Source organism: Paraburkholderia sp. RL17-368-BIF-A (genome assembly GCF_046054045.1).
GTDB classification, from domain to species: domain Bacteria; phylum Pseudomonadota; class Gammaproteobacteria; order Burkholderiales; family Burkholderiaceae; genus Paraburkholderia; species Paraburkholderia graminis.
In genome coordinates this window covers 166,822-179,978 of record NZ_JARESN010000006.1, presented here as the reverse complement: position 1 = coordinate 179,978, position 13,157 = coordinate 166,822, and the positions used below count along the sequence as shown (strand labels likewise).

The window sequence follows — 13,157 nt, the reverse complement described above, 5'->3', positions numbered from 1 at the left end:
CCCTCAGGTTGTACAAGGCAATGCAGCAATACATCGATATGGAAGTCGCTTTGCCGCCGACGGTCTTGCACCACTGCACCAATTCATCTCGATTCAAGTACGACCACACTGCGCGATTCGACGCGGCAGATACCGCGCTCGACGCGGGCCGTTTCAATGTTCGAAACGACTTTCGACGGCAGTTCCGCAGCCGTATCGACGAGCCGCCGCCAGCTCCCGTCGTCGAGCGCGGGAAGCTCAACATCGCGCCCGTCTGCGTTCATGTTGAAGATGACGTGCAACATGGGCTCGTCGAGCGCCTGTGCCGCGAGCGTGAACGCGACGAGGCGAGCCTGCGGGTCTCCCCATGCGGGCGCTCCGAGCCGTTCCCCGTGCCACGCCACATCGGGATGCGTTTGGCCATGCTCCGTACCGCCCGTGAAGAACCGGCGACGACGCAGGCTCGGGTGACGCTTGCGCAGCGCGATCATCTCGCGCACGAAACGCAGCATGTCAAGCGAGTCATCGGAGAAGCGCCAGTCCGTCCACGACAGTTCGTTGTCCTGGCAGTAAGCGTTGTTGTTGCCGCGCTGGGTACGCAGGATTTCATCGCCGGCGAGAAGCATGGGTACACCCTGGCTTAGCAGCAGGATCGCAATGAAGTTGCGCCCCTGCCGCAAACGCAGACGGACGATCGACGGATCGTTTGTGTCGCCTTCCTCGCCGCAATTCCACGAGAGGTTATCGTTGCTGCCATCGCGGTTGTCGTCGCCGTTGGCCTGGTTGCGCTTCGCGTCGTAGCTGACGAGATCGCGCAGCGTGAAGCCGTCGTGGCAGGTGACGAAGTTGATGCTGTTCACTGGCAGCCTGCCGTCCGCCTGGTAAAGATCAGCGCTCCCAGCGAGACACGTGCACATCTGGCCGATCATTCCAGGATCGCCGCGCACGAAGCGCCGGATCACGTCACGGTAACGCCCGTTCCACTCGGCCCACGCCATGCCCGGAAACGCGCCGACGTGATACAGCCCCGCCGCGTCCCAGGCCTCCGCGATCAGCGGCACGCGCGCGAGTACCGGGGAAGCTTCCATTGCCCACGGCAACGGCGGCGTACCTAGCAATGCACCGCCCTCGCCGCGCGTGAATACGCTCGCGAGGTCAAAACGAAAACCGTCCACGCCGAATTCCCGAACCCAGTACTCGAGACAACGCAGGATGAACGCCGACACCAGCGGATGATTGCAGTTGACCGTATTGCCGCAGCCGGTGTAGTCGAGATAACGTCCTCCTTGCGCCGGATCGACGTGATAGAAGACTTCGTTGGCGAGCACCTTGAAATTGATCACAGGGCCGCTCGCGCCCGCTTCCGCCGTGTGATTGAACACCACGTCCAGCAGCACCTGGATCCCGGCCGCGTGCATCGCATCGATGAACGCACGGAACTCCTGCGGCGCGCGCCCAGGTTCGACGCTATAGCCAGGATGCGGAGAGTAGAAGCTATGCGTGCTGTAGCCCCAGTAATTGACGAGGCCGATCGCTGCAGCCGGTGCAGGCACGTCCTGCTCATCGAAAGCCATCACCGGCAGCAACTCCACGTGCGTGATGCCCAAATCCTTCAGATAGGGGATTTTCTCGATCAGCCCCGAGAACGTTCCGGGGTGTTGAACGCCGCTCGACGAATCGCGCGTGAATCCGCCTACATGCAGCTCGTAGATGATCGCGTCATCGAGTGTGCGCACGCTCACGTCTTCGCGTTCGCCCAGCGGTTCGGTGACGATGGCTCGCAGCGAAGCATGCTCTCGCTCCCGTACAGCGGCAGCGGGCTGGCGGCGCCATCGCCGATCGCTGACCGCGCGCGCGCCGGGATCGAGCAACTCAAAACGGCTGCTGGCTTCGTCATCCAGTTGCGGAACACCATGACGGCCGTATGCACGCCACGTGTAGCAGCATTGCTCCGGAAGGTCTTCTATCAACACATGCCAGAAATAGAATGTGCGGTTTGTTTCGGGCGTTAGTCCGACGATCTGGAACGGTGCGATGCTATCCGGCGAAGCGTAAAGCAGCAGTTCCAGGCGAGTCGCGTGCCGGCAGAAAATACAGAAATTCACGCCGCCCGGCACGACCGACGCACCAGGCGGAAATCGTGAGCCGGGCCGCGCTACACAAATACGCTGGCTATCGACGTTAGCGCTGCTCAAGGTCGATCCTCACTGCACGAGCGTTCCATATGCGCTCGCAATACTCACCTATCGCACGATCGGACGAGAACTTGCCCGATCGCGCCGTATTCATAATCGACATTCGCGTCCACCGCCTTGCGTCCTGCCACGCGTCGCTCACACGTTGCTGACACGCGACGTAATCCGCGAAATCGGCCAGCACGAGGAACGGGTCGAATTGCAGCAGACTGTCGACAAGTGGCCTGAATACATTCGGGTCGCCCCGCGAGAAGCGCCCTTGCGCGATCTGCGAAAACACATCGCTCAGTTCGTCGTTAGACTTCACATAGTCGGAAGGACGATAGCCGTCGCGCTTGGCCTGTTCGACCTGTTGCGCGGTCAAGCCGAACAGGAAGAAGTTGTCGGCGCCCGCTTCTTCACGGATCTCCACATTCGCGCCATCGAGCGTGCCGATGGTCAGCGCGCCGTTCATCATGAACTTCATGTTGCCCGTGCCGGATGCCTCCTTGCCCGCGGTTGAAATCTGCTCCGAGAGGTCGGCGGCGGGATACACCCAATGCCCGTTTTTCACGTTGAAGTCAGGATAGAACACGACTTTCAGCCGACCGTCGATTACCGGATCGTCATTGACGACTTCGGCAATGCCCGTAATCAGGCGGATCATCAGCTTGGCCATCGCGTAGCCCGGCGCCGCCTTGCCGCCAAAGATGAAGCAGCGCGGCGCGATGTCGAGCCCCGGATCGCGGCATAGCCTCCGATACAGACTGATTATGTATAACGCGTTCAGGTGTTGGCGTTTGTACTCGTGGATGCGCTTGACCTGGACGTCGAATAGCGCGTTCGGGTCGACGTCGATACCTGTTGCATCAGCGATACGCGCCGCCAGCGCCGCCTTGTTGTCGAAGCGCATTGCACGCCACGCCTCGTGAAAGCCGTCATCGTCGGCATGCGCGGCAAGCGCGTCGAGCTCGGTCAGGTCGGCTCGCCACTTCGCGCCGATAGTCCCGTCGAGAAGACCCGCGAGCCCCGGATTGCTCAACATGAGAAAGCGGCGCGGCGTCACGCCGTTCGTCACGTTGAGAAAGCGTTGTGGATACATCTCCGCAAAATCACGCAGCACCGTCTGGCGCAAAAGATCGGAGTGCAATGCCGCGACTCCGTTGACCGCATGCGCGCCCACCGTGGCGAGATGCGCCATGCGCACCTTCTTGTCGCCGCGTTCGTCGATCAGCGACATGCGCGTCGCGCGCGCGTCGTCGGCGGGAAAAGCACACCGCACGCTGTCGAGAAAACGGTGATTGATTTCATAAATGATTTCGAGCTGGCGCGGCAGCAGGCTCTGAAAGAGCGGCAGACTCCACGTTTCAAGCGCCTCGGGCAACAGCGTGTGATTGGTGTATGCAAGAGTGCGCTGGGTGATATCCCACGCCGCATCCCAGGAAAGTCCGTGCACGTCCAGCAGCAGACGCATCAACTCGGCAACGGCGATTGATGGATGTGTATCGTTGAGTTGCGCGGCAAACAGGTCAGGAAAGTGTTCGATCGATGTGTTCTTCAATGCCGCTAGCCGCAACATATCCTGCAGCGAACACGAAACAAAAAAATACTGCTGCGCAAGCCGCAGACGCTTGCCCGCCTCGGGCTCGTCGTTCGGATAGAGAACCTTGGACAAGGTTTCCGAAACCACTTTCTCCTGCACAGCCTCGTAGTATTCGCCGGCGTTGAAATCCTGGAAGTCGAACGACTCGACCGCTTCGCTCTTCCACAGCCGAAGTACATTGCAGGTATCGACACGATAGCCCTGCACCGGCAGGTCGCAGGCAACGCCCTTCACTTGCCGCGCCGGTATCCAGTTCACGCGGAGGCGGCCTTCAGCGTCGGTCTGCTGTTGCGTGTATCCGCCGAAGCCGATGTAGTAACTCACATCCGGCCGTACGAGTTCCCAGGGATTGCCGTTCTGCAGCCACTTGTCTGTCACCTCCACCTGCCAGCCGTCGCGGATAACCTGATCGAAGATGCCGAACTCGTAGTGGATGCCATAACCGATCGCCGGTATTTCCAGCGTGGAAAGCGAGTCCATGTAGCACGCGGCAAGGCGTCCGAGGCCGCCGTTGCCAAGTCCGGGTTCTTCCTCGATCGCAAGCAGCGCGTCGACATCCTGCCCCAGCGCATGCATCGCCTCGCGCGCTTCGTCTCCCATGTCGAGATTGAGCAGGTTATTGCCAAGCTGTGGGCCGATCAAAAACTCTGCGGACAGATAACAGGCGACCTTGACGTTTTGTGCGGCGTAGACTTTCGTCGACGCGGCCCAGCGCGCGAGCATCCGATCGCGCACACTGAAGGCAAGCGCCATATACCAGTCGTGCGGGCTTGCAATGTCCGGATAGCGTCCTACCCGGCAAATCAGATTCCTGACTACGTCGTTCTGGAACGCGTAGCCGCTCACGTCGTGAGTGGCGCCTTGCGTATTCAAAGCCGCTTCCGCTACGGAAACCTCGTTCATGGTCTCGGCCCTCGCATTTCACGCCGGGGCAGGATCGGCCCCGGCTCCCGTTGGATCGCGCAACGCAGGTTCTATGCTCCGGACGGTCAATACGGCCACACCCATTCCGACAACTCCGGATTATCCGTACCGTGCTCATGCGCGTAGTTCATGTTGAGGATGATCGCGTTCCTCATGTCTTCTCTTAGATGTGCGGTTCTGCCCTGCAGGCGCGGCACACGATCGAGCACGTCCAGCACCAGATTGAAGCGGTCGACCTTGTTGAGTATCGCGAGTTCGAGCGGCGTATTGATGTTGCCCTTCTCCGTGTAGCCGCGAACGTGCAGATTCTCGTGATTGCGGAATCGATACGCAAGCTTGTGAATCAGCCACGGGTAGCCGTGAAAATTGAATATCACGGGCTTATCGACGGTAAACAGGCTGTCGAATTCGCGCTCCGTCGAGCCGTGCGGATGCTCTGTCACCGGCTGCATTTTGAACAGATCGACTACATTCACGAAGCGCAGTTTCAACTCGGGCAGACGCTCGCGCAAAATGGCCGTTGCTGCGAGCGCTTCCTGCGTGGCAACGTCGCCGCATGAAGCCATCACCGCGTCGGGCTCCATGTCTTCGTCATTGCTCGCGCGCCGCCAAAGACCCATGCCTTTCGCGCAATGCACGACCGCTTCGTCGATAGTCGTGAATTGCAGGTGCTTCTGCTTGTCGGCGACGATGACATTGATGCAGTCGGTCGAGCGCAGGCACTGATCCGCCACGACGAGCAGCGTATTGGCGTCCGGCGGCAAATAAACCCGTGTGACCGAGGGACTCTTGTTAGTCACGAGGTCGATGAAGCCGGGGTCCTGATGCGAGAAGCCGTTGTGATCCTGACGCCATACCGTCGACGAAAGCAGGATATTTTCAGAGGCCACCGAAGCCCGCCACGGCACATGGTTCTTGCATACGTCCAGCCATTTCGCGTGCTGGTTGAACATCGAGTCCACCACGTGCGCGAACGCTTCATACGTGTGGAAGAAGCCGTGGCGGCCGGAAAGCAGATAGCCTTCGAGCCACCCCATCAGCGTGTGCTCCGAGAGCATCTCCATCACGCGGCCGTCGCGCGACAGTTCGCCGCCGTCGTCGTCTTCGGGCAGCATGTCTGCCATCCACGCTTTCTTGCTGACTTCGTAAATCGACTGAAGCCGGTTCGACGCAGTCTCGTCGGGGCCGAAGACGCGGAAGGTGTCCATGTTGCAACGCATGGTGTCACGCAGAAACTGGCCGAGCGGCTGCGTGTTTTCGCGCAGCACATTGCCGGCGCGTGAAACTTCGACCGCGTAGTCGCGAAAGTCGGGCAGCTTCAGATCGCGGCGCAACAATCCGCCGTTTGCATGCGGGTTCGCGCTCATGCGGCGCGGGCCTTGCGGCGCAAGCTCGCGCAGTTCCGTAAGCAACCTTCCGGAGTCATCGAACAATTCGCCGGGCCTGTAGCCGCGCAGCCAGCTTTCGAGCAGGTCGAGGTTCGCGGGGTTTCCCCTTACATCCGAGAACGGCACCTGGTGCGAACGCCATGACCCCTCGACCTTATGGCCGTTGATTTCCTTCGGCCCCGTCCAGCCCTTGGGCGTGCGCAACACGATCATCGGCCAGCGTGGACGCTCGGCATTGCCATCCGCGCGCGCCCTTTCGTGAATCGAGCGGATGTCGGCGATCACAGTATCGAGCGTGCCGGCCATTGTCTGATGCATCTGCGACGGGTCGGACCCTTCGACGAAATACGGCATATAGCCGTAGCCTTCGAGTAACGCCGCGAGTTCTCCGTGGCTGATGCGCGAGAGGATCGTCGGATTGGCGATCTTGTAGCCGTTCAGGTTCAGAATTGGCAGTACGGTGCCGTCGCGCGCGGGATTGATGAACTTGTTCGAATGCCACGCGGTCGCAAGCGGACCTGTCTCGGCCTCACCATCGCCGACCACGCAGGCCACGATCAGATCGGGGTTGTCGAGCGCAGCGCCATAAGCGTGCGACAGGCTGTAACCGAGTTCACCGCCCTCATGAATAGAGCCGGGCGTTTCGGGCGTCACATGCGAGCCGATATGTCCCGGAAACGAGAACTGCTTGAAGAACTTCTGCATGCCTTCGGCGTCCTCGCTTTTGTCCGGGTAGACCTCCGAATAGGTGCCTTCGAGATAGGCTGGGCCGAGTACGCCAGGCGCGCCGTGCCCAGGCCCGGCCATGAAAATCATGTCCAGGTCGTCGCGCTTGATGACGCGATTCAGATGCGCCCAGACGAACGAAAGCGCGGGACTTGCGCCCCAGTGCCCAAGCAGACGGTGCTTTACATGATCGACTTTGAGGGGTTCGCGCAAAAGCGGGTTGTCCTTGAGGTAAATCATGCCGACCGAGAGGTAATTGCACGCGCGCCACCAGGCGTCGATCCGCCTTAGTTCGTCGTTGGAGAGCGCGGTTGGGTACGAGGAGTCCGATGCTCGATCGCTGCTCATGCTGGTGTCTCCTGTGCGTGCAGCCTCGGCCCCAACAAACAGCCGAGCGGCTCTACACAATAGAGATAAACGCCGGACAGGCGACAGGCAATAGGACCTTAGGCCGATGTTGGCGGGCAGCCAACCTGCTCCATTACGCCGTCGGCCGCCTGCCCGCCGCCGGGCCGGCAGCAACCAGCGGTTCGCGTGTAGGACCATGGTCCAATTGCCACAGTCGGGCGCTGCCTTCAGCATTCAAACCGTTGGCAAGTCGCGCCTCGTTGGTCCCGCTTTTCAATGTCGAGGTCCATCTCATGGACGGAGCAAAGCAGTTTTCACGCAGTCGGGACATCAATGCAAAGGTTGCCCGCATTTTGACGAAACGCAGGGCGGTCGCACACGAGCATCTGACAGAACGCGTGCGCACCGCGTCAGGTGTCGATTGCGACACTGCAGCCGCGCCGACCACGCGTGCGCCAACGCCTTGGGACACATGGTCTTACGGGCTCGACATCATTCAGCGGTCGGTCATGTTTCTCGATACGCTGCGTGAGCGCGGGACTGCGTATCGCGAGCGGGCCCGGCAGGATCCGAAACCCGTGTTGCACTTCGACTACGAGTCTGTTCTCGACGGTCGCCAGTTCGAAAGACCCGTCAACTACGCGCTGCTAAAAATCAAGCCTCCCGAAGGCGTGATCGTGGACCCGCGCAAGCGCCCTTACCTCATTATCGATCCGCGCGCCGGCCATGGCCCGGGCATTGGAGGCTTCAAGGACGACTCACAAGCCGGTGTCGCGCTGCGCGGGGGACATCCGGTGTACTTTCTCATCTTCTTTCCCGATCCAGAACCGGGCCAGACATTGCTCGACGTGTGCGCCGCCGAGCAGCAGTTCGTGAAGCGGTTGCGCACGCTACACCCCGACAGCCCGAAACCCGCGCTCGTCGGTAATTGCCAGGCCGGGTGGGCCGCGATGATGATCGCGGCGTCAGACCCGGACGACACCGGCCCGATCGTCATCAATGGCGCGCCGATGTCCTACTGGAGCGGTGCGTGGAGCGAAGGCCAGGGCGATAACCCGATGCGCTACGCCGGCGGCATACTCGGAGGCTCGTGGCTTGCGTCATTTGCCGCGGATCTCGGAGCCGGAAAATTCGACGGCGCTCATCTGGTGCAGAACTTCGAGAGCCTTAATCCGGCGAATACGCTGTGGGACAAGTACTATCACCTCTTTCATAACGTCGATACCGAACCGCCCCGCTTTCTCGACTTCGAACGCTGGTGGGGCGATTACTATCTGATGAACCGCGAGGAAATCGAGTGGATCACGCACAACCTGTTCATCGGAAACAAGCTCTGGTCTGGCGATGTGAGAGGATCAAGCGGCAAGGCATTCGATCTGCGCGAAATCCGCTCGCCGATCATTCTGTTTGCGTCGCTTGGCGATAACATCACGCCGCCGCAACAGGCATTCAACTGGGTGGCGGATCTGTACGGCAGCACCGAGGAAATCAAGGCCCGCGGCCAGGTGATCGTCGGACTCATGCATCAGGACATCGGCCATCTCGGCATCTTTGTATCGGGCAAAGTGGCAAAGAAGGAACACACGCAGATCGTCTCAGTGCTGGAAGCCATCGAATCTTTTGCGCCCGGCCTCTACGGAATGTCGATCACCGAACGGAAAGACGCAAACGGCGAAACCGAATACGAGGTCGAGTTTCGAGAACATCGGCTCGAAGAAATCGCGGCGCATTTCAACCGCTTCGAGCGCGAGGACGAAAAGCCGTTCGAAGCCGTCGCGCAACTTTCCGAGTTCAACCAGCGTGCGTACGAACTGTTCGCCCAGCCGATCGTGCAGGCCATGTCGAACGAAACGACCGCGCGGCTGTTTCGCGAATTTCATCCGTTGCGTTTGCAGCGCTGGGCGTTCTCGGATCTCAATCCCTGGCTCGCGTGGCTGCCATCCGCGGCGAGCGCGGTGAAGACTCATCGCCAGCCCGCGGAAGCAGACAACCCGTGGCGCGCGATCGAGCAAAGCGGCTCGCAAATGATCAGCGCATCGCTCGATTACTATCGGGAGATGCGCGATGCAGGTACGGAGGCAACATTCTTCACGATCTACGGCAACCTGTTCTCGCTCTATCTCGCTGACGCTAAACCTGCGGCAGAAAGCAGGGCCAAAAGCGGGACCGGGCCCGACAGTGATCCTCGCGATTTGCCGTTCGTCAAGGAAGCGCTCGCGTCGATCCGCGAAGGGGGCTACACGGAAGCAATCGCACGCGCGGCCGCCCTGCTCTCGCGCAAAGGCGAGCCATTGCCGCTTTCGCGGCTCGTCACGCGCAAGGAACTGGCTCAGGCGTACGCGAGCTATCTTCCGGATCTGCCTGCCGATCAGTGGCGGCGAATTCGCGGTGAGCAGGAAATCATCGTCAGCTTCGAGCAGGATGAGGCGATTGCCACGTTGCCGGTACTTGTCGCCGACAGGAAAGATCGGGCGCGTTTCATCACGCTGCTAGACGAATTGTTGAAAGACGAACGCGTACAAAGCACTGGTCCGACTGAAGCGCAGCGGGCCATGTTCGATCGCATTCGCCAGGCACTCACGGCGAAGCCCACGCCGGGCCGCTCCGTTGCTGCGCTCGAGCGGCCATAGTCCGCCAGCCAGATGCACACGGTCCTGTTTTGCATGGAGCCTCAATGGAAGCGAAGCACAGCAAGTACCAACGACTCATCGAGCACTGCAAAAGCTTGCCGCCGATGAAAACGGCGGTCGCGCATCCGTGCGATGCGAGCTCGCTCGAGGGCGCTGTCGAAGCGGCGCGGCTGGGGCTCATCGCGCCGATACTCGTGGGGCCGGTCGAGCGTATCGAAGCCGCAGCCGCGCTGGCCGGCGTTGCGATCGCCGGCTTTGCGCTCGTCGATGCCCCGCACAGCCACGCCGCGGCAGCCGCCGCAGTGCAACTCGTGCGCGAAGGCAAGGCAGAAGCCCTGATGAAAGGCAGCCTGCATACGGACGAACTGATGGGCGCGGTGGTGAGCCGCGAGTCGGGGCTGCGTACCGAACGGCGTATCAGCCACTGCTTTGTCATGGACGTCCCGCTGCTCGAGCAGGCGCTGATCGTCACTGACGCCGCGATCAATATCGCGCCCACACTCGACGTGAAGATGGACATCTTGCAGAACGCGATCGACCTGGGTCACGCGTTGCAATTCGAGCAAGTACGCGTCGCGATTCTGTCAGCGATGGAAACCGTGAATCCGAAACTGCCTTCCACGATCGAAGCCGCCGCGCTCTGCAAAATGGTCGATCGACGTCAGGTGACGGGAGCGTTGGTAGACGGTCCGCTTGCACTGGACAACGCGATCAGTGTCGAAGCGGCCCGGATCAAGCAGATCGATTCGCAGGTGGCGGGCCGCGCCAACGTGCTGATGGTGCCCGACCTGGAAGCCGGCAACATGCTCGCGAAGAGCCTGTCGTTTCTCGCTGGTGCGGATGCGGCGGGTATCGTGCTGGGCGCCCGTGTGCCGATCGTGCTAACCAGCCGCGCCGACAGCTTGCTGACGCGCCTCGCCTCATGCGCAGTGGCGGCCCTCGTGGCAGACGCCAGGCGCACGAGCGACAAGGTGTTGAGGTAACGCCATGCCGGATGTCATTCTGGTACTGAACGCCGGTTCGTCCAGCATCAAGTTCCGCGCCTTCGGCGTAGACGGTGCGACGATGCATCTCGTGCTGCGCGGTCAGGTCGACGGCCTCGGCACGGCGCCACGCTTTATCGCCGTAGACAGCGACGGCAACACGACAACCCGCGACTGGGACGCCGATCCAACGCTCGGACACGAGGGCGCAATCGAGCATATCGGCGGCTTCCTGCGAAGCTACGGCGGAGGATATCGTCTGATCGCCGTCGGCCATCGTGTCGTACACGGCGGTCAGATGTACTCGGGCCCGGTGACGGTGACGCCCGCCGTTCTCGACGAACTGGACAAGCTGGTGCCGCTCGCACCGCTGCATCAGCCGCACAACCTGAGTCCGATACGCATCATCGCGCGAACTCGGCCCGATATCCCGCAGGTAGCCTGCTTCGATACGGCGTTTCATCGCTTGACACCCGAGGTCGCGCAGGCTTATGCGCTACCCTCGGCGATCACGGAAAGAGGCGTGCGCCGTTATGGCTTTCACGGCCTCTCCTATGAGTACATTGCGAGCGTGCTGCCTCGGATCGCACCGGCCGCGGCAGCAGGCCGATGCGTCGTAGCCCATCTCGGCAACGGCGCCAGCATGTGCGCGATGGTGGGCGGCAAGAGCGTCGCGAGCACGATGGGCTTCACCGCCGTCGATGGCCTCCCGATGGGCACACGCTGCGGCAATCTGGACCCAGGCGTAATTCTCTATCTGATCGATGCACTGAAGATGGAGAAGCAGGACATCGAAGATCTGATCTACCGGCAGTCGGGCCTGCTTGGCGTGTCCGGTATTTCGAGTGACATGCGCGCACTGCTCGCGAGCGATGCGCCACGCGCCCGTTTCGCAGTCGATATCTACACGTACAGGATCGCCCGTGAACTCGGCTCGCTAGCGGCCGCGATGCACGGCATCGACGCGCTCGTTCTCACAGCCGGCGTGGGGGAAAACGCCAGCGCGATTCGCGAGCGCATTGTGCGCGACGCCGCATGGCTCGGACTGGAACTCGACCCTGCGGCAAACGAGTCGGGCGGCCCCTGCATCAGCGCTGCGTCGAGCAAGGTATCTGTCTGGGTCATCCCGACCAATGAAGAACTCATGATAGGGCAACACACACTCGCGGCGATCCATGCCGCCGCCTCATAGAGCGAACGTACGCCGGACCGGACCCGAAGGATACCTCCATGACATCCGCCCCGCCGCAGCCGATCCTGAGTGGCGCGAAAGCGCTGGTCACAGGCATTGCCAACGAATATTCGATCGCGTACGGATGTGCGAAAGCGTTTCGCGAGCTGGGCGCGGACCTCGCGATTACCTATGCCAACGAGAAAACAAGGCCCTATGTAGAGCCGCTTGCAACGGCCCTCGGTGCATCGATCTTCGAGCCGCTCGATGCTTCGAGCCCGGGCGAGCTTGCGGCCGTGTTCGAGCGAATCGACAGGGAATGGGGCAACCTCGATATTCTCGTCCATTCGATCGCGTGGGCGCCCAAAAATGATCTGCAAGGACAGTTGATCGACAGTTCGAGCGAAGGCTTCGCGAGTGCAATGGACATTTCGTGCCACTCGTTCGTGCGCATGGCACGCCTTGCCGCGCCGTTGATGAAAAACGGCGGCACCATGCTCACCATGAGCTATCACGGCGCAAACAAGGTAGTGCCTTCCTATAACATGATGGGCCCCGTCAAGGCCGCACTGGAAGCCTGCGCCCGTTACCTTGCATATGAACTCGGCCCGAAGGGAATCCGCGTGCACGCCATTTCACCGGGGCCGCTCAAGACGAGAGCCGCGTCTGGCCTGAAAGACTTCGATCTGCTACTTACGGAAGCTGCGCAACGCGCGCCGCTGGGCGAGCTGGTCGACATCATGGATGTTGGGTTTACCTGCGCCTTTCTGGCGACGCCCTACGCCCGGCGCCTGTCCGGAGAGACGCTGTATATCGACGGCGGCGTCAATATCATGGCCTGACCGCCGTATCGATTCCACTAAGGGAGCACTTTATGGCTGATCTGTGGATGGGAAACGTTGAAGACAATACTTCGGATGACGAAATCAATGATTTCCTTATCAAATACGGCTTTCCGCCATTCGATCGGATCCACCGCTATCACGGAACGGGAGCGCGGCCCGCGATCGTGCTCAGCTTCAGCGGCACGTCGCCGGATGCGTTGCGCAATCTGCAGGCCCGAGTCCACAACATGTTCTGGAAGAGCCGGCCCATTGTCGTTCAGGTCATGCCGGAGCGCGCCGACAGGTCGTAGAAGGTAAGCGGAACGGTATGTGACTGGTCCTGGACCCCTTGCTTGCCGACCCAGGTTACCGACGGCGACGGGATCAGTTACGTCGGGAACGGCGAC

General features: G+C 61.0%; 8 protein-coding genes. 5 read left to right on the top strand and 3 right to left on the bottom strand.

What is annotated here, in order from left to right; translation table 11 throughout:
• Positions 1–83: 83 nt before the first annotated feature.
• From P0D87_RS12960 to P0D87_RS12950, 3 genes are all read right to left on the bottom strand, one after another.
• A complete protein-coding gene (locus tag P0D87_RS12960; RefSeq protein WP_082367212.1) occupies positions 84–2,174 on the bottom strand; it encodes a glycogen debranching protein in 2,091 nt (696 codons plus the stop codon).
• Complete coding sequence (locus P0D87_RS12955; RefSeq protein WP_149029256.1) at positions 2,161–4,659, bottom strand: glycogen/starch/alpha-glucan phosphorylase; 2,499 nt, start codon at positions 4,657–4,659, stop codon at positions 2,161–2,163. The genes P0D87_RS12960 and P0D87_RS12955 overlap by 14 nt, the downstream gene beginning before the upstream one ends.
• A gap of 86 nt (positions 4,660–4,745) precedes the next feature.
• Positions 4,746–7,142, bottom strand: a complete 2,397-nt coding sequence (locus P0D87_RS12950) for a phosphoketolase family protein (RefSeq protein ID WP_053860468.1) — start codon at positions 7,140–7,142, stop codon at positions 4,746–4,748.
• Positions 7,143–7,435: 293 nt separating this feature from the next.
• Here P0D87_RS12950 and P0D87_RS12945 point away from each other — a divergent pair, with 293 nt between their 5' ends.
• From P0D87_RS12945 to P0D87_RS12925, 5 genes are read left to right on the top strand one after another with little or no spacing between them, the layout of a single operon-like run.
• Complete coding sequence (locus P0D87_RS12945; protein WP_053860467.1) at positions 7,436–9,772, top strand: DUF3141 domain-containing protein; 2,337 nt, start codon at positions 7,436–7,438, stop codon at positions 9,770–9,772.
• Positions 9,773–9,816: 44 nt separating this feature from the next.
• The gene (locus P0D87_RS12940) at positions 9,817–10,755 is read left to right on the top strand and encodes a phosphate acetyltransferase (RefSeq protein ID WP_006051618.1); all 939 of its coding nucleotides are present in this window, start codon (positions 9,817–9,819) and stop codon (positions 10,753–10,755) included.
• Positions 10,756–10,759: 4 nt separating this feature from the next.
• Positions 10,760–11,947: an acetate/propionate family kinase gene (locus tag P0D87_RS12935; RefSeq protein WP_053860466.1), complete on the top strand. Its 1,188-nt coding sequence runs from the start codon at positions 10,760–10,762 to the stop codon at positions 11,945–11,947.
• 38 nt (positions 11,948–11,985) lie between these two features.
• Positions 11,986–12,768 (top strand): enoyl-ACP reductase FabI, encoded by a 783-nt coding sequence (fabI, locus tag P0D87_RS12930; RefSeq protein WP_053860465.1) that lies wholly within the window; start codon positions 11,986–11,988, stop codon positions 12,766–12,768.
• A gap of 32 nt (positions 12,769–12,800) precedes the next feature.
• Positions 12,801–13,061 (top strand): hypothetical protein, encoded by a 261-nt coding sequence (locus P0D87_RS12925; RefSeq protein WP_006051621.1) that lies wholly within the window; start codon positions 12,801–12,803, stop codon positions 13,059–13,061.
• The last annotated feature ends 96 nt before the right edge of the window (positions 13,062–13,157 follow it).